Origin of the sequence: Candidatus Galacturonatibacter soehngenii, from assembly GCF_008830185.1 — a bacterium.
Lineage (GTDB): Bacteria > Bacillota > Clostridia > Lachnospirales > Lachnospiraceae > Lachnotalea > Lachnotalea soehngenii.
The window spans coordinates 349079-372241 of record NZ_WAGX01000008.1; the positions used below are offsets into that span (position 1 = coordinate 349079).

Annotated in this window: 18 protein-coding genes; 16 read left to right on the top strand and 2 right to left on the bottom strand. The window is 34.7% G+C overall.

Features of this window, described 5'->3' with window-relative positions; genetic code table 11:
* The first annotated feature begins 3 nt into the window (after window positions 1-3).
* Window positions 4-1986 carry an alpha-glucuronidase family glycosyl hydrolase gene (locus tag F7O84_RS18750; RefSeq protein ID WP_151148610.1) on the top strand — a complete coding sequence of 661 codons (1983 nt, stop codon included), beginning with the start codon at window positions 4-6 and terminating at the stop codon, window positions 1984-1986.
* Window positions 1987-2008: 22 nt separating this feature from the next.
* The gene (locus tag F7O84_RS18755) at window positions 2009-3562 is read left to right on the top strand and encodes a sialate O-acetylesterase (protein WP_151148611.1); all 1554 of its coding nucleotides are present in this window, start codon (window positions 2009-2011) and stop codon (window positions 3560-3562) included.
* Between the two features lie 62 nt (window positions 3563-3624).
* On the opposite strand, the gene F7O84_RS18760 is transcribed toward F7O84_RS18755, so the two are convergent.
* Window positions 3625-4614 carry a LacI family DNA-binding transcriptional regulator gene (locus F7O84_RS18760; RefSeq protein ID WP_151148612.1) on the bottom strand — a complete coding sequence of 330 codons (990 nt, stop codon included), beginning with the start codon at window positions 4612-4614 and terminating at the stop codon, window positions 3625-3627.
* 217 nt (window positions 4615-4831) lie between these two features.
* On the opposite strand from F7O84_RS18760, the gene F7O84_RS18765 reads away from it, so the two are divergent.
* The 4 genes from F7O84_RS18765 (at window position 4832) to F7O84_RS18780 (ending at window position 11060) form a co-directional block, all read left to right on the top strand.
* Window positions 4832-7093 carry a glycogen/starch/alpha-glucan phosphorylase gene (locus F7O84_RS18765; protein ID WP_151148613.1) on the top strand — a complete coding sequence of 754 codons (2262 nt, stop codon included), beginning with the start codon at window positions 4832-4834 and terminating at the stop codon, window positions 7091-7093.
* A 29-nt stretch (window positions 7094-7122) separates the two neighbouring features.
* Window positions 7123-8163 (top strand): LacI family DNA-binding transcriptional regulator, encoded by a 1041-nt coding sequence (locus F7O84_RS18770; protein WP_151148614.1) that lies wholly within the window; start codon window positions 7123-7125, stop codon window positions 8161-8163.
* A 208-nt stretch (window positions 8164-8371) separates the two neighbouring features.
* Window positions 8372-9742 carry a PTS transporter subunit EIIC gene (locus tag F7O84_RS18775; protein ID WP_151148615.1) on the top strand — a complete coding sequence of 457 codons (1371 nt, stop codon included), beginning with the start codon at window positions 8372-8374 and terminating at the stop codon, window positions 9740-9742.
* Between the two features lie 34 nt (window positions 9743-9776).
* On the top strand, window positions 9777-11060 hold the full coding sequence (locus F7O84_RS18780) for a glycoside hydrolase family 140 protein (protein WP_151148616.1): 1284 nt from the start codon (window positions 9777-9779) through the stop codon (window positions 11058-11060).
* Window positions 11061-11099: 39 nt separating this feature from the next.
* Here F7O84_RS18780 and ymfI read toward each other — a convergent pair whose 3' ends face one another.
* Complete coding sequence (ymfI, locus tag F7O84_RS18785) at window positions 11100-11837, bottom strand: elongation factor P 5-aminopentanone reductase (protein WP_151148617.1); 738 nt, start codon at window positions 11835-11837, stop codon at window positions 11100-11102.
* Between the two features lie 194 nt (window positions 11838-12031).
* Here ymfI and trxB point away from each other — a divergent pair, with 194 nt between their 5' ends.
* The 10 genes from trxB (at window position 12032) to F7O84_RS18835 (ending at window position 23149) form a co-directional block, all read left to right on the top strand.
* On the top strand, window positions 12032-12949 hold the full coding sequence (gene trxB, locus F7O84_RS18790; RefSeq protein WP_151148618.1) for a thioredoxin-disulfide reductase: 918 nt from the start codon (window positions 12032-12034) through the stop codon (window positions 12947-12949).
* 104 nt (window positions 12950-13053) lie between these two features.
* Window positions 13054-14208, top strand: coding sequence for a C40 family peptidase (locus F7O84_RS18795; RefSeq protein ID WP_151148619.1), 1155 nt, complete (start codon window positions 13054-13056; stop codon window positions 14206-14208).
* A 960-nt stretch (window positions 14209-15168) separates the two neighbouring features.
* Complete coding sequence (gene hpf, locus F7O84_RS18800; protein ID WP_151148620.1) at window positions 15169-15696, top strand: ribosome hibernation-promoting factor, HPF/YfiA family; 528 nt, start codon at window positions 15169-15171, stop codon at window positions 15694-15696.
* Between the two features lie 142 nt (window positions 15697-15838).
* Window positions 15839-16414 carry a TetR/AcrR family transcriptional regulator gene (locus F7O84_RS18805; protein WP_151148621.1) on the top strand — a complete coding sequence of 192 codons (576 nt, stop codon included), beginning with the start codon at window positions 15839-15841 and terminating at the stop codon, window positions 16412-16414.
* 3 nt (window positions 16415-16417) lie between these two features.
* On the top strand, window positions 16418-16633 hold the full coding sequence (locus tag F7O84_RS18810; protein WP_151148622.1) for a hypothetical protein: 216 nt from the start codon (window positions 16418-16420) through the stop codon (window positions 16631-16633).
* 436 nt (window positions 16634-17069) lie between these two features.
* On the top strand, window positions 17070-19634 hold the full coding sequence (gene secA, locus F7O84_RS18815) for a preprotein translocase subunit SecA (RefSeq protein WP_151148623.1): 2565 nt from the start codon (window positions 17070-17072) through the stop codon (window positions 19632-19634).
* A gap of 38 nt (window positions 19635-19672) precedes the next feature.
* A protein-coding gene (prfB, locus tag F7O84_RS18820; protein WP_151148624.1) for a peptide chain release factor 2 occupies window positions 19673-20795 on the top strand; the annotation gives its coding sequence in 2 pieces (ribosomal slippage) (window positions 19673-19747 and window positions 19749-20795; 1122 coding nt in all).
* A 1-nt stretch (window position 20796) separates the two neighbouring features.
* Window positions 20797-21261, top strand: coding sequence for a chemotaxis protein CheW (locus tag F7O84_RS18825; protein WP_151148625.1), 465 nt, complete (start codon window positions 20797-20799; stop codon window positions 21259-21261).
* 221 nt (window positions 21262-21482) lie between these two features.
* Window positions 21483-21926, top strand: coding sequence for an ACT domain-containing protein (locus F7O84_RS18830; RefSeq protein WP_151148626.1), 444 nt, complete (start codon window positions 21483-21485; stop codon window positions 21924-21926).
* Between the two features lie 5 nt (window positions 21927-21931).
* The gene (locus tag F7O84_RS18835; RefSeq protein WP_151148627.1) at window positions 21932-23149 is read left to right on the top strand and encodes a homoserine dehydrogenase; all 1218 of its coding nucleotides are present in this window, start codon (window positions 21932-21934) and stop codon (window positions 23147-23149) included.
* The last annotated feature ends 14 nt before the right edge of the window (window positions 23150-23163 follow it).

Genomic DNA, 23163 nt, shown 5'->3' on the forward strand with positions numbered 1-23163 from the left:
GTTATGAGTTGGGAACAAGCATGGTTAAAGTATCAAGCTGTAAAGGGCTACTTGGATGAAGCGTATTTTAAGGAAGTGTATACGTTAGAAGAGGGAAAAATAATTGAAAATGCTTTGGCAGAGCTGCGACTTGCCACCAATAAGATGTTTGGTGCTGCGATAGAAAGAGTCAATCACCTTCCAACCAAGGGAATTCATTTGAGCCTGGTATCAAAGGAATGTTTAGCAAAAGAAGGATTTCAATTAGAAGAAAAAAATGGGTTGATTGCTATTATGGCAAATACGCAGATAGGGCTTTTGTATGGAGTATATGAATTACTTCGTAGAGTTGCTTGCAAAAATAAAATGGCTTTGCTTTCCCTCACACGAGTTCCTGACAAAGAACTACGTATGCTAAACCATTGGGATAATATAGATGGCAGTATTGAAAGAGGTTATTCGGGGGATTCGTTCTTTTTTGAAAACAAACAAATTGTTGTCAACGAAAGAACGCGTGATTATGCTCGCTTGTTAGCTAGCGTTGGTATTAATGCCACTGTTATTAACAATGTAAACGTAAAACAAGAGGCAACAGAGTTTATAACAAATACCTATTTTGAAAGTTTAAAGAAATTAGTTGAGTTATTTGATTCCTACGGAATAAAGTTATTCTTAAGCCTTAATTATGCAGCGTGTATGGAACTTGGTGGACTAAAAAGTGCAGATCCGCTTGATGAAACCGTTATCGCATGGTGGCATGAACGAATGAAACTTGTCTATCAGGAATTACCGACTCTTGGTGGTTTTTTGGTTAAGGCAGATTCAGAAGGTAGACCTGGGCCGTTTACCTATGGAAGAAATCAAGCAGATGGTGCCAATATGCTCGCAAAAGCGATAGCGCCATACAATGGAATTATCATTTGGAGATGTTTTGTATATAATTGTCAACAAGATTGGAGAGATAGGACGATTGATCGTGCGAGAGCTGCGTATGACTATTTTTATGAACTAGATGGAGCCTTTCTTGATAATGTGATATTGCAGATTAAAAATGGTCCGCTGGATTTCCAAGTAAGAGAGCCTTTTATGCCGCTTTTTGGAAAATTAAAAAAGACCAATCATATTATGGAGGTTCAGATTGCGCAAGAATATACGGGACAGCAAATCGATTTGTGTTATTTGATTCCTTGGTTTAAAGAACTACTTGATTCAAGAACTTATTGTGGTGAAGAAAATGACACCATAAAGGACTTGTTAAAAGGAAAATGCTGCAATCATTTTGGAAGAGGAATTGCTGCCGTTGCCAATACTGGAAATAGTGAGAATTGGACAGGAAATGATTTGGCAGCAGCAAACTTTTATGGATTTGGTAGATTGGCTTGGGATAGTGAACTTACTTCAGAGGAAATAGCCAAAGAATGGATTTGTCAGACATTTCCAGATGAAGAAGAAGTACTAGATACAGTTTCAAGATTGCTTCTTATGTCTTGGAACACGTATGAAAAATACACAGCACCCCTTGGAATAGGCTTTATGGTGACCCCTCATTATCATTATGGCCCTAATATAGACGGATATGAGTATTCGAGATGGGGAACATATCATAGAGCAGATCACTTTGGAATTGGAGTTGACAGGACAAAAAAAGGAACGGGATATGCCTCTTTGTATTATCCACCATTATCACAGATGTATGAAAACGTGGATACTTGTCCAGATGAGTTGTTGCTGTTTTTTCATCATGTTTCCTATAATCATATACTACAGAATAAAAATACAGTAATTCAACATATCTATGATACCCATTTTGAAGGGGTAAAAGATGTGGAAAGGATGATTCAAATGTGGAAGGGATTAGAGCATAAGTTACCTTCCAAAGAATTTCATCGCGTAGAAGCATGTTTTCACAAGCAGCTTGATAATGCAAAAGAATGGTGCGATCAAATTAATTCCTATTTCTATAGAAAAAGTGCAATCAACGATAAGCGTGGAAGGAAAATCTATTAGCAAAGTTTAAGGGGGAATTAACATGCAGTTATCAAGCATCTTTAGCAATGGAATGGTTATTCAGCGAAATAAGCCAATTATGATAAAGGGCTATGCATATGGAAATCTAGTGACAGTTACATTTGCAGGAAAAACATATCAAACGCAGATATTAAAAGAGTCTTACTTTGAGCTAGAGCTGCCGCCAATGGAAGCAGGTGGCCCATATGAGATGGTGCTCTATGACGGGGATAGAACTGTAATTTCAGACATAATGATAGGGGATGTTTATGTACTTGGAGGACAGTCGAATATGGAACTGCCTATCATACGTACGATGGATGTTTCTGCGAATGACGTAGCTAATGTAAAGGAACCCAACATTCGTATGTTTGAGGTAGCAAAGGAATACAACTTTCAAGGACCAGAAAAAGTCCTTGAAAGTGGAAGCTGGATAAAGGTAGACGAAAAAAGTGTACTTAATTTTAGTGCAGTGGGATATTTTTTAGCAGTGAATCTTTATGAGGCTTACAAAGTTCCAGTTGGGCTTATCCAAACAGCAGTTGGGGGAACGCCGATTGAGGCATGGTTAAGTGAAGAGTCACTAATGGAAATGGGGTTATGTAAAGAGCAATTACAAAGAAATAAGGACATTGAATGGGTAAATAACACAATTGAGTCGGATAATAAGAGGATTGCAAAGTGGCATAAAACAATGAGAGAGAAGGATCTTGGCATCAAAAAGGGATGGCATAAAAAAGACCAAGTGCAAGCATTCACAAAACATTGTATCATACCAGGAATGTGGGAGAATACAGATCTGGAAGACTATAAAGGGAGTGTCTGGTTTACAAAGGAATTTGAAGTGCCAAATACTTGGAGAGAAAAAGAGGTATTGCTAAGGCTTGGAGCAATTATCGATGGCGATGAAACATATGTAAACGGAGTATTGGTAGGACATACGGATTATCGCTATCCACCACGAAAATATTTATTACCGCCAGGTTTGCTTTGTGAAGGTAAAAATAGAGTCACAATTCGTATGTTTAGCGATGCGCAACCTGGAGGTTTTATGCCAGGGAAAAAATATGGTTTGGAGTACCAAGATGAATTTATTTCTTTAGAGGGAGAATGGAAGTATGAAATAGGTGCACCAATGCAACGTCTTGAGCCACAGACATTTTTTCAATATGAGCCAGCGGGCGTATACAATAAGATGATTGCTCCGCTTAAAGATTTAGGCATTCGTGCAATATTATATTATCAAGGAGAATCTAATACCAAAGATCCTGTGGGCTATGCAGATAAAATGGAGAAAATGATACAAGTTTGGCGAAAGAACTTTCGAAAAGAAGAAACGCCATTTATCTATGTAGCACTTCCTCTCTTTACAGATGGAAAAGAGGGTGAGCCTGATGTAAATTGGCAAGAACTGCGTCTAGAACAAAAAAAGGCACTTCGTGTTTCGAATACGGCCATGGTCGATGCATATGATCTAGGAGAATATAACGATTTACATCCGCAAAATAAAAAGGAACTTGGTAAAAGATTAGCGTTTGCTGTAAGAAAGTTAATATTTGGGGAGAATATCAACTAAATGAATGAATGAAAAAGAACAAGAGATAGTGCAATGCATGATCTCTTGTTCTTTTATTTGTATTAAGAAAGAGCTGGTGATGTAGAATCACGGATTACAAATTCAGGACGAAGTTCAATTCTGCTAATATGAATGTTGTGAATTAAGCTATCCAAAAGTACAAAAGCACTATTGCCAAGTTCCGTTCGATTTTGACGGATGGTAGTTAAAGACGGGGTAAGATACTTGGCTAGAGGGATATCATCGTATCCAATGACACTGATATCTTTTGGAACTTGCAGGTTTTTTAAGCTTAATTCTTTCATTACTCCAGAGGCGATTAAGTCGCTTGCACATAAAATTGCAGTTGCACCGTGTTTTAGAAATGATTCTACATGGTCTTTTGCGCAATCTTCGTTAAAATTTCCATAAGCAATTAGACTTTCAAAAGGAGTAAGCTGTGCATGCTCCATAGCTTGCAAAAAGGCATCTTGCCGTTTTTGGGTAATCATTGAATTCTTGGTACCATTTAAAAAAGCAATTTTTCTATGGTTTAAAGATTTTAGATGTAAAATTGCGTTTTTGATACCTTCATAATTATCCGTACCGACATAACCTACATGCTTGTTATCCGCAATAAAATTATCGAGTAATACAGTCGGAACTTTCGTATGGTCTAATTGTTTTACATAATCATCATGAAGTTCAAATCCTAACAAAAAGGCTCCAAGGTAGCCGTTTTTTAACATAAAGGTATCATATTGTTCCTTTGTCTGAAGGGTAAGATTGGTTGGAATTATTGTTACTTCATAATTTTTCCTAGCAGCCGCACGTTCAAACCCAGAAATGATTTCATAGCCAAATTGATCAATGGATTCATAGTTCATGTTTTCGACCATAATACAGATTTTTTTATCAAACTGCATTGTTTTTGGTTTGTAGCCCAATTCAACTGCGGTGTCTAGTACTGCTTGACGCATTGATTCACTAATATCACTTGCACCATTTAATCCCTTTGATACAGTTCCTGGTGAAATTCCTAATTTATTTGCAATATCTCTAATTGTAGCCATTGTGCCTCCTAAAATTAAATTTTACAGTTTAGTTAAACACAAAACTGTAAACAATGGTGGGTATAAGATGTATAAAACGATACATAAATATAAATAAAGAACAAAAGGTTTTGCTAGTTGACAATATATCATAAAAGTGATAATATTTCAATATATGTTTCGAAAAGTTTCGAAAAAGTTACTATAAAGCTGATGAAAAAGTTATAGGGAGGTTTCAATGGAAGAAAAGATATTACAAGAGATTGTAGCAAAAAGATATGGAAAAAGTATAGCATCGTGTAGCAATGAAGAATTATACTTTGCATTGTTAGAGCTGACGAAGAAAGTAATACAGACAAAGAAAAGAAATACGGGAGAGAAAAAGCTTTATTACATATCGGCTGAATTCCTGATTGGAAAGCTTTTGTCAAACAACTTAATCAATCTTCAAATATTTGATGATGTAGGGGATATTTTGAAAAAGAATGGGAAAAGTCTAGAAGAAATTGAAGAGATTGAACCAGAACCATCACTTGGTAATGGTGGACTTGGAAGATTAGCTGCATGCTTTTTAGATTCTATAGCGACGCTAGGATTAAATGGAGATGGGATTGGTTTGAATTACCATTTTGGGTTATTTAAGCAAGAGTTTGAGAATCATATGCAAAAAGAGACCATCAATCCTTGGATACAAAAAGAAAGCTGGCTAAATAAAACGAATATTACTTATGAAGTCCCATTTAAGGATTTTACGGCAGTATCTAGGCTGTACGAAATAGACGTAACGGGCTATCAAAATGGATGTAATAAATTAAGATTATTTGATATTGAGACAATTGATGAATCGCTTGTATCAAAAGGTATTTCCTTTGCTAAAGAAGAGATAGCAAAGAATTTAACTCTATTTTTATATCCAGATGATAGTGATACAAATGGGTTATTGCTACGAATTTATCAGCAGTATTTTATGGTAAGTAATGCAGCACAACTTATTTTGGAAGAATGTATACAGGCAGGTTATAACCTTGACAAATTACAAGAACATGTAGTCATTCAAATAAATGATACACATCCATCTCTTGTCATTCCAGAGTTGATACGTTTATTAATGGAAAAAGGAATAACAATGGACCGCGCTATTTCGATTGTGTCTAAAACTTGTGCCTATACAAATCATACGATATTAGCAGAAGCTTTGGAAAAATGGCCACTTGACTATCTAAAGAAAGTAGTACCACACTTATTACCAATTATCATAGAATTGGATAGACGAGTAAAGGAAAAGTATCAGGATCCTAAGGTTGCCATTATAGATAAGGAAAATAGAGCCCATATGGCCCATATGGACATTCATTATGGATTTAGTGTAAATGGAGTTGCAGCTCTTCATACGAACATTTTAGTAGAAGAGGAACTCAATGCATTTTATCAAATATATCCAGAGAAATTTAATAATAAAACAAACGGAATTACATTTAGAAGATGGCTCATGCATTGCAATCAACCTCTGACAAGATTCATTGAAGAATTAATTGGAGATGAATTTAAAAAGGATGCTACCAGACTTCAGGAGCTTTTGGATTTTACTGAGGATAAACAAGTACTAAATAGACTTGATGCAATCAAGTACGAAAATAAAGTAGCACTTAAGAAATATTTAATGGAGACACAAGGAATTGAAATAAATGAGAATTCAATATTTGATATTCAAATAAAACGTCTGCATGAATATAAACGTCAGCAAATGAATGTACTTTATATTATTTATAAATATTTAGAGATTAAAAAAGGTAAACTTCCAAAACAGCCAATTACCATGATTTTTGGTGCAAAAGCAGCACCAGCATATGTGATTGCAAAGGATATCATACATGTGATATTATGTTTACAAGAGTTAATCAATCAGGATTTGGATGTAAGCCCTTATTTAAAAGTGGTTATGGTTGAGAATTATAACGTAACCAAAGCGGCTAAGTTGATACCTGCGTGTGATATATCCGAACAAATTTCTCTTGCCTCAAAAGAAGCCTCTGGTACAGGCAATATGAAATTTATGCTAAATGGAGCAATTACACTTGGTACAGAAGATGGAGCAAATGTAGAAATTCATCAGCTGGTTGGTGATGAAAATATTTATATATTTGGTGCCAAAAGTGAAGATGTAATAAACCATTATAGAAATAAGGATTATGTAGCCAGAGACTATTATGAAAACGATCCACTTATTCACGAACTGGTTGAATTTATATTAAGTAGAGATATGCTTTTAATCGGAGAAAAGAAGAATTTAATTCGGTTATATCAGGAGCTAATTAACAAAGATTGGTTTATGACCTTACTTGATATCAAAGATTATATTAAGACAAAAGATCAAATGATAGAGGATTATTCGGATAGAGAGAAATGGAATAAAAAAGCGCTCATTAATATTGCAAATGCGGGATTTTTCTCATCGGATCGAACCATTGAACAATACAACGAAGAGATTTGGAAACTTTAGAAGATAGTTAGCAGGAGGAAGGAGAAAAGATGCGAATTAAATCAAAGGATATAGCAAAAGAATTAAATCTTTCTCCTGCTACAGTATCGTTAGTGTTAAACGGGCGACCTGGGGTAAATGAAAAGACCAGGAAGAAGGTTCTTGATTATATGGAGAACGTAGCCATGAAAGAATATAGGACGCATCACAACGGTGTAAAAGAAGGCATGGTTGTGATGATAAACTATATGAAACATGGTATTGTCCTAAAAAGAGGGAAAGGATCAACGATTTTACCCATACATATGCAAATGGAAGAGGCAGTAAGAAAAGCAGGATATGAGTTTAAAATCATTGATTACTGGGAAGAAAAGACTGAGATAGAAACTTTGATAGAAGAATTAACGATACAAAAAGTGAAGGGAATTTATATCCTGGCAGCAGAAATGCACCAAGCAGATATTTATCCCTTTTTAAAATTAAAAATTCCGATTGTTGTAGGTGACAACCTTTTTAATGAGCAAGGAATTGACAGTTTTTTAGTGGATAATGAAGAGGGAATTGCAAGGGGAGTAAATTATCTTGTGGAAAAAGGTCACAGTAATATTGTATACCTTGCAGAAAACTTAAATATCTTTAATTTTATGGAAAGGCGAGAAGCATTTATACGAGAAATGGCAAAGCGTGGGGTTAACACGAGTAAAAGGATAAGGAATTTAGGAAATAATGTAGATGAAGTTTATGAATCTATGAAAAAATATCTGGATGAAGGAGTAAAAAAGACAAGTGCCTTCATACTAGAAAGCTCTGTTGTATCACTAGGAGTAAGTCGAGCAATCTTAGAAAGACAAATCAAGATTCCCAAAGATATCTCTCTTATTGGCTTTGATGCATTGCCTCCAATCAGTTTACTTAAAATAGAATTAACACTTGTTAAGGGGACGCATACTAGAAGACATCTAGCAGCAATCAAGCATCTTTTACGTAGAATTGAAGACAATGAAACGGAAATTGTACGTACCTATTATAAAACCAGATTATTAGAAGGAAATAGCGTATTTGACAAAACAAAATATATTTACCATGCCTGACGTGTTTTTAAAGAAAATTTAAAAACACGTCATTTTATACAAAAAAATATCCGATGTTTTGGGGTTAGAATGACAAATCTGATAAAAAAGTAGAAAAGTGGCGAGGGGATTGTCCAGTTTTTAAAAAAATGTTAAGGTAACATTATCAAGGATAGGCGCGCACCCTTTGATAAAAACGCAAACAAGTGATATCGGAGGAGGTATAGTTATGGCAAAGAAAAACTATGATGATTTGTCAACAAATATTGTAGCAAATGTAGGTGGAGAAGGTAACGTAAGCTCCCTCTTTCATTGTGCAACACGTCTTCGTTTTAAGGTTAAGGACAAAGACAAAGTAGACAAAGAGGCGTTGATGAGAATTAGCGGTGTGATTACTGTGATAGAGGCAGGCGGTCAAATCCAAGTAGTCATTGGGAATCAAGTTGGAGAAGTCTATGATACAATCATTAAAAATACAGGAATTAAAGCAGATGAAAATAACGAAGAGGTAAAAACAGAAGAAAAAAAGAATCTAGTGAGTAGTTTTATGGAGACGATATCTGGAATTTTTGCACCAATTCTTGGAGCAATGTGCGGAGCGGGTATGTTAAAAGGTATTTTGATTCTTTGTACAACCATGAATTGGTTAAATGCAGAAAGCGGAACGTATATGATATTATATGCGGCGGCTGATGGTGTATTTAATTTTCTTCCAGTCTTTTTAGCATATACAGCGGCAAAGAAATTTAAAGCAGATCAATTTGTATCGGTTGGTATTGCAGCAGCGCTTGTTTACCCAGCCATGACAGCGGCTTTTTCAGCAGGAACTGCTCTTAGCTTTATGGGGATACCAGTTACACTAGTAAGCTATACCTCATCGGTAATTCCTATCATTATATCAGTTTATGTACTTTCAAAATTAGAAATCGTTTTAAAAAAGATTCTTCCAGATGTAATCAAAAACTTTATGAAACCTTTACTAAGCTTTGCAATTATGGTACCTGCTACTTATCTTTTAATTGGACCAGTTGCAGATACAGCTGGTAAAGTGTTAGCGTCTGGTTATACAGGTTTAGTAGCCTTTAATCCAGCTGTTTCAGGATTTGTGATTGGTCTTATTTGGCCAGCAGTTGTTATGTTTGGACTACATTGGGGATTCGCACCAATTGTATTTAACAACATAGCACAATACGGAAGAGATACGATGTTTACGATAACAGGGCCAAACAATATGGCACAGGCTGGCGCTACGTTAGGTGTATTCTTAAAGACAAAAAACAAGGAACTAAAATCTCTTTCGGGATCGGCGGCAATATCTGCGGTACTAGCAGGTATTACAGAGCCAGCTATTTATGGTATTACACTTAAGTATAAAAGACCGTTTTATATTGGGGCGTTTTTCTCGGGTGTAGCAGGGGCTATTGTAGCCGTAAGTGGTGCAAGTGCACCAACACTTTTATCTACAAGCATTTTAACCCTTCCAGGGTATATCGGAAAAGGTTTTGTAGGTTTCTTGATTGCTTGTGCAATTGCATACTTTGGATCTGCCATTGTAACATACTTCTTTGGCTACAAAGACTCTAAGTTAGAAGATAAATAGCAAAATCCGAAAGAAGTAAGATGGAGGATATCAATTGAGTAATATAAGAATAAGCAACAATAAAAGTAACTTTTTAAAAGACGATAAACCGTTTTTTTATCTGGCAGATACCATTTGGAGTGCATTTACTAATGTTACCATACAAGAGTGGGCGTACTACTTAAAGAGAAGAAAAATGCAAGGCTTTAATGTCCTTCAGATAAATACGTTACCACAATGGGATCGTTGCTGGTCTGATGTCGGTGTGTATCCTTTTCCTACAAAGGACGGTCAACAATTTGACTTTACGACTTTTGAGGAAGAGTATTTTCAAAGAGCGAGAAAAATGTGTGAAATGGCGGTTGAACAAGGTTTTCAATTAGCCTTAGTGGTTCTTTGGCTTAACTATGTACCTGGAACGTGGGGGAGTCGTATGACAGATAAAAATATTATGCCAAAAGATTTTGTTCCAACGTATGTAGAAAAAGTCATTGAAGAATTTGATGAGTATCATCCAATCTACATGGTGAGTGGAGATACGGACTTTGATACACAAGAGTCAATTGAGTATTATAAGATAGCTTTGGATATTTTATGTGAAAAAAGTCCAGACAGCTTAAAAACACTTCACATCAAACGAGGTTATGATTTAATACCAGATGAATTATTGAATCAAATAGATTTTTATATGTTTCAGTCAGGGCATAATAAAACGCAACAGGATATGGCATATCGATTACCAGAAATATTTGCAAAGAAATATCCGAAAAAGCCAATGATTAATGCAGAACCTTGCTATGAACAAATGGGATTTAGCCGCGAAGAGTATGGAAGATTTGAAAAAGAAGACACTCGCAAAGCAGCATGGACGTCTATTTTATCTGGTGCATGTGCAGGCGTTACCTATGGAGCTCATGGTATCTGGAATTGGAATAAAATTAATTGTCCATCAAATCCGATTCTTGGAGAAGGATTTGATAAGCCATTTACTTGGCAAGAAGCCATTGAGTTTCAAGGGGCATGGGATTATGGATATATCAAATATCTATTGCATCAATACCGTGTTGATTATTTGGAGCCAGTGAACCACTTATTAGGAAACGATACACAAGAAATACGTGTGGCAAAAGCAAAGGATAAGTATTTCATATACGCAAAGCATAATACTAGCATAAAGATTCTAGAAGACTTAAGCAATTATCAGGCACTAGCGATTGATTTAGATAAAAAAAGAATTTCAGATATAGAGATTAATTGTACAAAAAAAGAATCTACTATTGAAATGCATCCATTTTATAAAGATGTATTAATCATTCTTGAAAAAAGAAGTGAGAATTAACAAGTAAAAGGACAGGGGATTAACCTTGTCCTTTGCTTCTTAAAACCATCCTCCATCAAGTGAAATAATCTGACCCGTCAAATAAGAATGTCCCTTAGCTAAATCATAAGTTAAATCTGCAACTTCCTCTGTCTTCGCAAAACGATTTGCGGGGATTTCTTCTATTAAAGAAGCTCGTTCCTCCTCGTCAAGAAACTGATTCATTTTAGTATCGATTACTCCACAGGCGATGGCATTTACCTGTATATTGCTTGGGGCAAGTTCCTTTGCTAAAGCTTTTGTAAATGCATTCATACCACCTTTTGAGGCAGAATAAGCTACTTCACAAGAGGCACCATAAATTCCCCATACAGAAGAGATGTTAATAATTTTTCCACATTTTTGGTGGTTCATATGAGGAATCGCTAGTTTTGAACAGTAAAAAGTAGAAGAAAGATTAGTGTGAATTACCTGATTCCATTCATCGACACTCAAATCTGTCAAAAGTCCAATGTGAGAAATACCTACATTGTTTATCAGTATATCAACCCCGTCATAACGTTCTTTGATTTCCTGAAATAAACGTTTTACATTTTCATAGACACTAAGGTCTGCAGCAAACGAATGACAAGTACATGCATAGTCTTGCTTCAATAAACGTTTGAGATCATTGAGCTGATTCACAGATTTATTCCCAGTTATTATTATATTTTGAAATCCTTCCTTTGCAAATTTTATTGCAATAGAAGCACCAATACCTTTTGACGCACCTGTAATTAGTACAGTTTTCGCATTCATGTTACAAGAGTCCTTTCTATATTATATGTATATCATAGTATTATCATAATACGTTATCAATAGTTGTGCAAATACTTGTTTCGTTTGTATTGAAAAACATTGTCAAAATTAGTTGAATCTCAGATAGCAAAACGATATAATGTGGAGAAAGAACTATTATATAGAAGAAAAGCAAAAAAACAGGAGATGATAACATGTACGATTTGATTATTATTGGTTCAGGACCGGCAGGACTTTCAGCGGCAATTTATGCTCAACGTGCTGTACTTAACACCTTAGTAATAGAAAAAAATGTAATGAGTGGAGGTCAGATTTTAAATACTTATGAGGTAGATAACTATCCTGGTTATAAAGGGATTAATGGATTTGATCTGGGTATGAAATTAAGGGAGCATGCCGATGAACTTGGTGCTAAATTTGTGGAAGCAGATGTTACATCAATTCAAGTAGAAGGTGTGATAAAAAAAGTTATTACCAATCAAGGCACTTATGAAACCAAAGCTATTATTATTGCCACTGGTGCTAGATATCGAAAGCTAGATGTACCTGGGGAAGCACAATATGCAGGAATGGGTGTATCCTATTGTGCTACTTGTGATGGTGCTTTTTTTCGAAACAAAACAACTTGTGTTGTAGGTGGAGGAGATGTAGCAGTAGAAGATGCAATCTTTTTAGCAAGAATGTGTGAGAAAGTATATGTCATTCATAGAAGAGATGAATTTCGAGCGGCTAAAAGTTTACAGGATAAGTTATTTTCTTTGGATAATGTGGAAATTATCTGGGACAGCACTGTGAAACAGATTAATGGAGAAGACGGGAAAGTAAGTGCAATCGAAATTAAGAATGTAAAAACACAAGAAGAGACGACCATATCTTGTGATGGTGTGTTTATTGCAGTTGGTATCATACCAAATTCAGACGAATTTAAGGACTTGGTTGCAATGGATGAACAAAGATATCTAGTTGCAGAAGAGGATTGTGTTACTAATATAGAAGGAATATTTGCGGCAGGTGACATAAGAACGAAAATGTTAAGACAAATTATTACAGCTGCTAGTGATGGAGCAAATGCAGTTACATCTGTGCAAAATTATCTAAACTCTGTAAAATAAGGTAAATTATTACAATTATCATTCTATCATTGACATTAAAATGTTAATTTGTTATACTTATCTTCGTAATATATTTAACAATTATGTAACAAATGGAGAATACGATGGATAAGAATATAATAAAAATTATGACAGGATGTTTAGTAGGAACAATTGTAATTTCAAGCAGTGCATTTACAACAAAGGCAGCAACCATTGACTTGGATTTACCCAAAGCAGGAATCACATTTGCGTTAAATGAAAAATACGCAAGTAATCCAGAGACAGCAGACAGTGAAATTAAAAAAATACTGGAACCTTCGGAATACGATAATATTGCTATAGCAAGAGTTACATACTATGTTAATATGAGAAGTGAGCCTAATGAGGAAAGTGAAATACTAGGTAAGATTTACAATAATTCAGCAGCTACGATTTTAGAAGAAGAGGGAGACTGGTATTTGGTTAAGTCAGGTACTGTAACTGGATACATAAAAGCAGAATACTTTGTTACTGGTGAGGAAGCAGAAGCATTAGCCAATGAAGTAGGAACTAGAATAGCTAAAGTGAATACGACTACGTTAAAAGTTCGTAATGATGCAAGTTTAGATGCAACCGTACAAACATTAGTTCCAATTGAGGAAGAGATGGAAGTAGTGGAAGAATTAGAAGAGTGGGTAAAGGTTAAGATTGACAGTGATGTTCTTGGATTTGTATCGGCCGAATATGTTGATTTAAGAACCGATTTTGTTCAGGCAGAATCCATTGAAGAAGAAAAGGCAAGATTAGCAAAAGAAGAAGCAGAAAGAAAAGCAGCCGAAGAAGCGGCTAGAGCGGCCGATGAAGCAGCTAAGAAAAAGGCAAGTAAGTCTTCTAAAAGTAAATCGTCCACAGCAAGTTCTTCTAGCAGTGCTACATCAGGTTCTAGACAAGCAATCGTAAGTTATGCATTACAATTTGTAGGTAATCCATATGTATGGGGTGGCACAAGTCTTACAAATGGAGCAGATTGTTCTGGATTTACACAGTCTGTATTTGGTGATAATGGTATTTCTATTTCAAGAACTTCAAGAGCCCAAGGTTCTGGTGGACGTGAAGTATCATTGGATAGTATCCAGCCAGGTGATTTATTATTCTACTCCAACGGAAGTTCAATTAACCACGTTGCAATTTACATAGGAAACGGACAAGTAGTACACGCAAGTACTGAAAAAACAGGAATTAAAATATCAAATGCATATTATAGAACACCGTGCAAAGCGGTAAGTTATATAGATTAACAAAAAGAAGCAGCCAAAGCGGCTGCTTTTTTCAGGCTATCGACAAAGTCGACAGCCTTTAAAATTCATGGCTACCGCCATAAATTTTAGTTGCCGATTGTAAAAATGCTGATTTTCTCGCACAAGGGCTTTGCCCCTAAAAATCAGCATTTAACACTACAGCGAAAGTGAATTCCGCTTGCGTGATTGAAATGAGAACGCTTCGTCCTCAAACTCCCGCTTTCATAAAGCGTTTGTTTACACTCAAAGAAGCAGCCAAAGCGGCTGCTTCTTCTTGTATCGAAAAACACATCAGTTTTGAATAAATTCATTGATTATTTTTTGTATTCTTTTAGTAGAATCTTTATCATTTTAAGTATAGAGTTCTTGTAACGTACAAATAATAAATTGGACAAATCAATCTAATAAGTTATAAGTAACGTGTATATTTTTATATTTCGACCTAATACGAATGGCAGGCAGAATAGAAACAAAAATGTAGAAAAAGAAAGAAAAAATGATTGACAAAAAACGAAATATACAAGATGCACAAAGTGCGAAAAAAATGCAAAATGAAAGCTAAAAATGCGGGTATTTGTCGATAAAAGTTTTCCACATCCAAATTTATGGAAAATATGAAAAAATGGAGTTATACACTAAGTTATCCACATTATCCACATGGATGGTGTGTGGAAATAGTAAAATTTTGAAGTAAAATAAAAACAAATGTTTTGTGAAAGTATAATAAATCGTATTTTTAAATCAAAAAAAGAAGAAAAAGTATTGACAATTCTATCGTCAAAATATGGAGGAATGATAGTGAAAAATGTGAGAGAGTTGTCAAAAAAAACAAACAATATTTCAAAAAAATGTGAAATGGTGGGGGAAACTATTGTAAAATAACTGAAATGTGGTATAATTACATTACGATATTAAACAAAATGAAATATTGTAATACAAACAGTAAAGGAGTGGGACATCATGCGTTATAACATTGTTGGCAGGAATATTGATGTAACAGAAGGATTAAGAAGTGCGATTCATGAAAAGTTAGGTAAATTAGAAAAGTATTTTACTCCTGATACTGAAGTTCAAGTAACTTTAAGTGTTGAGAAAGACAGACAAAAAATCGAGGTAACCATTCCAGTAAAGGGAAGTATTATCCGTTCAGAGCAAGTAAGCAATGATATGTATGTTTCCATTGATTTGGTAGAAGAAATTATTGAAAGACAATTAAAAAAATACAAGAACAAAATTATTGACAAAAAACATGGCGATGCTAATTTTAAACAAGAATTTATTGATAAAGAATATGAAGATAATGATGAAGTAAAAATTATTAGAACAAAGAAATTTGGCATTAAGCCGATGTATCCAGAAGATGCATGTGTACAGATGGAATTATTAGGACATAATTTCTATGTATTTCGAAATGCAGAGACAGATGAAGTAAGTGTTGTTTATAAAAGAAAGAATAATACTTATGGCTTAATTGAACCAGAATGCTAAATGATTATAGAAGTGAGTAAAAGTGAAAGCACCTTGCCCCAGAATGGGACAAGGTGCTTTCATGCATAGAAAAAGTAATTGACATAGGTTCGTTAAAATGCTAAACTGAACATGTTCAGATTGTGTTCTAAAGGAGAAAGATATGAATCAACAAGAAAAAGATACGCGTCAGTTAATTATAGATACCGCGAAAGATTTGATAAATGAAACTGGTAACATTGAAGAGATAACAGTTCGACAGATTGCAAAAAGAGCAGAAGTAGGGATTGGCTTAATTAATTATCATTTCAAAAGTAAAGACAATTTATTAAGTGAAGCGGTTGGTGATGTCATGAGTGAAATGATTTGCAAATTTACGAAAGAAGATAGCAATAGCATGATATCCCCTGTAGTTAAGCTTAAAGCACTGTTAAAAGAGCTATATTCCTTTGCAGGAAGAAATGAAAAGTTAATTCACTTTATCCTAAATAGAGAAGTTGTAGGAGGGGATTTTAAAACTGCACTATACTTAATTTCTTTTCTAAAAGAGATATTTGGCGAGAATGAAGACGAAATGAAATTAAGAATTATAGCTTTGCAGATTTTGTTACCAATTCAAGTTACAGGGCTTAATGAGGAGTCTTTTCTTATGTATAGTGGAATTGATTTGTCTAATGTAGAACAAAGAGAGAGATTTATTGATGCATTAATTAATAATTTAATGAAAGAAAAGGGGTAGAACATGAAAACTGTAACGTTAATTAGTTCAATTATTACAACATTACTAATTATGAGCACAATGATATGCGGAATGTGGCTCAAAGCAAAGAATATTAGTGACCCTTCATCACTTGCTTTTCACATGAATTTTGGAATTGCATCTGTAGTATTTTGTTTCATTACAATGATACTTCTTATCATCTTTTTATTAGGGATAAAGAAAAAAGGTGAGGAATGAAAACCATTATTTTATATGCAATGCTTATTCAAACAATACCGCGAAAGTCATTCATACTAATATACCGCAGAAGTTACTCAATCATACATCTTATATTGAATCCTTTGGTGGCATCTTGCCCTTTACAACACCAAAAAACAAAGAGTGGATAAAAGAAGAAAATATTTCGAATATGTTGAATGAGATGTCTAAATAATAGTTAAAGTTTTACGGATTGGACTTATATCCTATAGCAGATATAAGTCCATTTTGTATAGAGAAAATCGGGTAAAAATATTCTAAAAGATACAAAAAAAGCATAAGTAAACAAAATATGTACATATTGTGTACATAACAGAAATTTGTTGAATTAAACAATACTTAGTGTTACAATAACCATTAAGAGTATTTTTTAGAGAACAATAAAAAGAAAATTGTAGCATATAGGAGTATGAGAATGGGATTTTTTCAAAAAGTATTTGGGACGCATAGTGAAAGAGAATTAAAGTTGGTTTATCCAATTGTAAACAAGATTGAGGCACTTCAATCTACAATGGGTGCTCTTACAGATGAACAGCTAAGAGAAAAGACCAAAGAATATAAAAAGCGAGTTGCAGACGGGGAATCATTAGACAGTATCTTACCAGAGGCATATGCTACGGTAAGAGAAGCAGCAAAAAGAGTTCTTAAAATGGAACATTATAGAGTTCAGCTCATTGGTGGTGTAATTCTTCATCAAGGTAGAATAGCTGAAATGAAAACTGGTGAAGGAAAAACCTTAGTTTCTACTTTACCGGCTTATTTGAATGCGTTAACTGGCAAAGGTGTGCATGTTGTAACCGTTAATGATTACCTTGCTCATCGTGATGCTGAGTGGATGGGGCAAGTACATGAATTCTTGGGATTAACAGTAGGTACGGTGTTAAATTCCATGGATAATAATGAAAGAAGAGAGGCATATGCATGTGATATCACTTATGTAACCAACAATGAATTAGGTTTTGATTACTTAAGAGATAACATGGTTATTTATAAAGAACAATTGGTAATGAGAGAGTTAAACTATGCAATCATCGATGAAGTTGACTCTGTTTTAATCGACGAGGCAAGAACTCCTCTTATTATTTCAGGCCAAAGTGGAAAATCAACTAAGTTGTATGAAGCCTGTGATATCTTAGCAAGACAGTTAAAACGCGGTGAAGCAAGCGGAGAGTTCACTAAGATGGCAGCCATTATGGGTGAAGAAATCACAGAAACTGGTGATTTTATTGTAAATGAAAAGGACAAAGTAGTTAACCTGACTGAAGAAGGTGTTGCAAAAGTAGAAAAATTCTTTGGTTTAGAAAACTTAGCAGATGCGGAAAACTTAGAAGTTCAGCATAATATCATATTAGCTCTTCGTGCGCATAATTTAATGTTTCGAGATCAAGACTATGTAGTAAAGGATGACCAGGTTTTAATTGTAGATGAATTTACAGGACGTATTATGCCTGGTAGAAGATATTCTGACGGATTACATCAAGCAATTGAAGCTAAGGAACACGTTAAGGTTAAAAGAGAAAGTAAAACATTAGCAAATATTACATTCCAAAATTTCTTCAATAAATATACCAAAAAATGTGGTATGACAGGTACAGCACTAACAGAAGAAAAGGAATTTAGAGATATTTACGGCATGGATGTTATTGAAATTCCGACTAATAAACCTGTTGTTCGTATAGACAAACAAGATGCTGTTTATAAGACAAAAAAAGAAAAACTACATGCAGTTATTAATGAAATTGAAGAATCCTATAAAAAAGGGCAGCCTGTGTTAGTAGGTACAATTACCATTGAGTCCTCCGAAGAAGTAAGTGCATTACTAAAGAAAAGAGGAATACCTCATAAAGTATTAAATGCCAAATTCCACGAATTAGAAGCAGAAATTGTAGCGGAAGCAGGTATTCATAAAGCAGTAACCATTGCAACCAACATGGCAGGTCGTGGTACGGATATTAAACTTGATGAAGAGGCAAAAGCAGCTGGTGGACTTAAGATAATTGGAACAGAGCGCCATGAGTCCAGACGTATTGATAATCAGTTAAGAGGTCGTTCCGGACGTCAAGGTGATCTTGGTGAGTCAAGATTCTTTATTTCACTAGAAGATGATTTAATGAGATTGTTTGGTTCAGAACGTCTTATGAATATGTTTACTGCATTAGGTGTGCCAGAAAATGAGCAGATTGAACACAAAATGCTCTCAAATGCAATTGAAAAGGCACAGATGAAGATTGAGAATAATAACTTTGGTATCCGTAAGAATCTTCTTGAATACGATCAGGTTATGAATGAACAACGTGAAATAATCTATGCAGAGAGAAGAAGAGTATTAGACGGAGAAAGCATGAGAGATGTTATCTATAAAATGATAACAGATACTGTAGAAAATGCCGTTGATTTAGTAGTTGGAGAAGAAAATATTCCAGAAGACTGGAACTTAACTGAACTAAATTCTTTACTGATTCCTATTATACCTTTGAAAGAGATTACAAAGGACAAGGTAACAGGGCTTAAGAAGAATGAATTAAAGCATATGTTAAAGGAAATGGCTGTCAAACTTTACGAAGAAAAAGAAGCAGAGTTTCCAGAATCAGAAGCACTACGCGAATTAGAACGTGTGATACTACTTAAGGTAATTGATAAAAAATGGATGGATCATATTGATGATATGGACCAGCTACGTCAAGGAATTGGATTACAAGCGTATGGTCAAAAAGATCCATTGGTAGAATACAAACTAAGCGGTTATGAAATGTTTGATGCAATGACTGCAAATATACGAGAAGATACCATTCGACTTCTTATGCATGTAAGAATCGAACAAAAGGTAGAGCGAGAGCAGGTTGCTAAAGTAACTGGTACAAATAAAGATGATACTGTTGCCAAAGGTCCAGTTCGTCGAGAAAACAATAAGGTTTATCCAAACGATTCTTGCCCATGTGGAAGTGGAAAGAAATACAAACAGTGCTGTGGTAAAGCTTAATCAATAATTAGAATTTAATATAGAAAGAAGGTACAAGGTTGATAGAACTCGATCAATTTAAAGCGACGCTAAATACCTATACAGAAGGACTAATGGAAGTCAGGGATTCACTTTGAATTAGATAGGAAAGAAAAGCGAATCGAAGAATTAGAGAGAAATATGGAGGCTCCTGATTATTGGGATAATCCAGAAAAATCTCAAAATGGTATGAAAGAGCTAAAGTCTCTTAAAGATGATATTGAAGATTATGAAGAATTAAAGAACACTTATGAGGAAATCGAAACCTTAATTGAAATGGGTTACGAGGAAAACGATGAAACGCTCATTCCTGAAATAGATGAACTTTTGACTAGGTTTATCGAAAAGATTGACAGTGTAAGAATTCGAACTCTTTTATCAGGTGAATACGACAAAGACGGGGCTATTGTAACGCTGCACGCAGGTGCAGGCGGTACAGAAGCCTGTGACTGGGTTAGTATGTTATACCGTATGTACAGTAAGTGGGTAGATTCAAAAGGATTTACACAGGAAGTACTCGATTATTTAGATGGAGAAGAAGCAGGAATAAAGTCTATTACCTTTCAGGTAAATGGAGAAAATGCATACGGCTATCTAAAAAGCGAAAAAGGAGTTCATCGTTTGGTTCGAATTTCACCGTTTAATGCAGCAGGGAAGAGACAGACCTCCTTTGCATCTTGTGATGTAATGCCAGACATAGAAGAGGATACAGGAATTGATATCAATGAAGACGATTTACGAATTGATACCTATCGTTCCAGTGGAGCAGGGGGACAGCATATCAATAAAACTTCCTCAGCGATACGAATCACACATATACCAACAGGCATTGTAGTACAATGTCAAAATGAACGTTCTCAACATAGTAACAAAGATAAAGCAATGCAGATGTTGAAAGCAAAGTTGTATTTATTAAAAGAACAAGAAAATGCTGAAAAAATATCAGACATTCGTGGAGAAGTAAAAGAGATTGGATGGGGTAATCAGATACGTTCTTATGTAATGCAGCCGTATACTATGGTGAAAGACCACAGAACGAATGTTGAATCAGGAAATGTGGATAGTGTGATGAATGGTAACATTGATTCCTTTATTAATGGATACTTAAAGTGGAATAGCATGAATTCAAACAAGGAGGATTAGAATGGAAGACATAAAACCAATCATATTCAAGCTGGACAACGAATCTTATGGAATTGATATTTCATTAGTGAATGCGATAGAGCCATCTTTGCAAACTGTGAAAATTCCAAATGCCCCAAGTCATATCAAAGGAATTATTAATCTTAGAGGCGACATCATTCCAGTATTTAGTTTGAGAAGCAAATTCAATATGAAAGAACAAACTGAAAATAGTGCAGAACAAAAGATTATTGTAACCAATATCAAAGGAATGCCAATTGCTCTTGAAGTAGATATGGTAAGTGAAATTCAAACAATTGATAAAACTAATATAACGGATGTTCCTGAAATTGTAAAATCATATGATACTTTATATATTAAATCAATTGCAAAGATTGATCAAAATATTGTAATCATATTAAATACAGAGAAACTTATGTCGGATGAAGAACAAGAAAATATAGCACAATTTATGATTAATCAATAGTTTATTAAAAAAGAAGGACAGGAAGATAAACCTGTCCTTTTATAGATAACAAATGAAACTTTATGAAAAGATATATTTTATCATTTAGGTCAAAAAATTACATATTTATTGCATTAAATATATGAATAAACAAAAAACGGTTGCACAGAATACTTTATTGTGTTAATATCTTTGTTGGAAATACAAATGTTTTTCGTGTGCAAACAAAGAGGAAGGATTGTATGATAGAAAGAGAAAAATATTATGTAGTAAAGCAAAAGGCAGTGCCAGAAGTTTTGCTAAAAGTAGTAGAAGCGAAAAGGCTATTAGACGCAGAGAAGGTTATGACCGTTCAAGAAGCTACAGAGAAGGTTGGAATCAGTAGAAGCTCTTTTTATAAGTATAAAGACGATATTTTTCCGTATCATGAAAATGCAAAAGGAAAAACAATGACATTTGTGATTCAGTTAGATGATGTTCCAGGACTTTTATCAGAAGTATTGGCAACCATTGCTGAATATAATGGTAATGTATTAACCATTCATCAGACGATTCCGATTAATGGAATTGCTACATTAACTTTAAGTGTAGACATATTACCAGATTCGGGAGATGTTGGTAAAATGATAGAAAACATTGAAATAATCAACGGAATTCATTATTTGAAAATTCTTGCTAAGGAGTGAAAAAAATGATAAGTATTGGTGTATTAGGATATGGCACGGTTGGTTCTGGAGTCGTAGAGGTATTAAATACCAACCAGGACAGTATTAATAAACGAGCAAATGAAGAGATTAATATAAAATATGTTTTGGATTTAAGAGATTTTCCAGGAGATCCAATTCAGGAGAAAATAGTTCATGACTTCGACACAATTTTAAACGATGATGACGTTAAAATTATTGTTGAAGTAATGGGTGGGGTAGAACCAGCCTATACCTTTGTAAAAAGTGCGCTATTAGCAGGTAAAAGTGTTTGTACATCAAACAAAGAATTAGTTGCTAAGCATGGTAGTGAATTACTTCAAATTGCAAGGGAGCAAAATATTAATTTCCTATTCGAAGCCAGTGTTGGCGGAGGAATACCAATTATCAGACCATTAAATTCTTCTTTAACAGCAGACGAAATTGATGAAATTACGGGCATATTAAATGGAACGACGAATTATATATTAAGTAAAATGACCTTTGAGGGTCTAGATTTTGATACTGTACTAAAAGATGCGCAAGACAAAGGATTCGCAGAAAGAAATCCTGAAGCTGACGTAGAAGGATACGATGCTTGTAGAAAGATAGCAATCTTATCCTCATTAGCCTTTGGAAATCAAGTAGATTATGAAGATATCTATACAGAAGGTATTACAAAGATTACTGCTTGTGACATCAAATATGCGAAGAGCATGGGAAAGGCGATTAAATTATTAGCATCCAGCAAACGCGTAGGAGATAGTTTCTATGCTATGGTAGCTCCTTTTTTAATTTCATCAGAACACCCACTTTATAGTGTTAACAATGTATTCAATGGTATTTTTGCACATGGTAATGTACTTGGAGATGTTATGTTCTATGGTAGTGGAGCAGGAAAGCTTCCAACCGCAAGTGCTGTAGTCGCGGATGTGGTAGATGCAGCAAAACATATGAATCGTAATATTATGCAGCTTTGGAGCAATAAAAAGCTTGAGCTTGCTGATATAAAGACAGCAAAAAGAAAGTTTTTTGTTCGAATGAGTGGAGATGCAAAAACAAGATTAGAAGAAATACATAAAGTTTTTGGAGACGTTCAACTGGTTACCGTGCCTGAATTAGAAAATGAATTTGGATTTATAACAAGTATTTTGACAGAAGCACAGTATCAGGAAAAGGCAGAAAAGTGTCAAGGAATCATTAACAGAATCCGTATAGAAGACTAATTGAGGTGAGCCAC

Excerpts from the sequence above, each read along its gene's own strand:
- F7O84_RS18755 (WP_151148611.1), top strand. The coding sequence starts at position 2,009 with ATGCAGTTATCAAGCATCTTTAGCAATGGAATGGTTATTCAGCGAAAT.
- hpf (WP_151148620.1), top strand. The coding sequence starts at position 15,169 with ATGCGTTATAACATTGTTGGCAGGAATATTGATGTAACAGAAGGATTA.
- F7O84_RS18810 (WP_151148622.1), top strand. The coding sequence starts at position 16,418 with ATGAAAACTGTAACGTTAATTAGTTCAATTATTACAACATTACTAATT.
- F7O84_RS18830 (WP_151148626.1), top strand. The coding sequence starts at position 21,483 with ATGATAGAAAGAGAAAAATATTATGTAGTAAAGCAAAAGGCAGTGCCA.
- F7O84_RS18770 (WP_151148614.1), top strand. The coding sequence starts at position 7,123 with ATGCGAATTAAATCAAAGGATATAGCAAAAGAATTAAATCTTTCTCCT.
- F7O84_RS18775 (WP_151148615.1), top strand. The coding sequence starts at position 8,372 with ATGGCAAAGAAAAACTATGATGATTTGTCAACAAATATTGTAGCAAAT.
- F7O84_RS18795 (WP_151148619.1), top strand. The coding sequence starts at position 13,054 with ATGGATAAGAATATAATAAAAATTATGACAGGATGTTTAGTAGGAACA.
- F7O84_RS18760 (WP_151148612.1), bottom strand. The coding sequence starts at position 4,614 with ATGGCTACAATTAGAGATATTGCAAATAAATTAGGAATTTCACCAGGA.
- ymfI (WP_151148617.1), bottom strand. The coding sequence starts at position 11,837 with ATGAATGCGAAAACTGTACTAATTACAGGTGCGTCAAAAGGTATTGGT.
- F7O84_RS18765 (WP_151148613.1), top strand. The coding sequence starts at position 4,832 with ATGGAAGAAAAGATATTACAAGAGATTGTAGCAAAAAGATATGGAAAA.
- secA (WP_151148623.1), top strand. The coding sequence starts at position 17,070 with ATGGGATTTTTTCAAAAAGTATTTGGGACGCATAGTGAAAGAGAATTA.
- F7O84_RS18750 (WP_151148610.1), top strand. The coding sequence starts at position 4 with ATGAGTTGGGAACAAGCATGGTTAAAGTATCAAGCTGTAAAGGGCTAC.
- F7O84_RS18825 (WP_151148625.1), top strand. The coding sequence starts at position 20,797 with ATGGAAGACATAAAACCAATCATATTCAAGCTGGACAACGAATCTTAT.
- F7O84_RS18805 (WP_151148621.1), top strand. The coding sequence starts at position 15,839 with ATGAATCAACAAGAAAAAGATACGCGTCAGTTAATTATAGATACCGCG.
- F7O84_RS18835 (WP_151148627.1), top strand. The coding sequence starts at position 21,932 with ATGATAAGTATTGGTGTATTAGGATATGGCACGGTTGGTTCTGGAGTC.
- trxB (WP_151148618.1), top strand. The coding sequence starts at position 12,032 with ATGTACGATTTGATTATTATTGGTTCAGGACCGGCAGGACTTTCAGCG.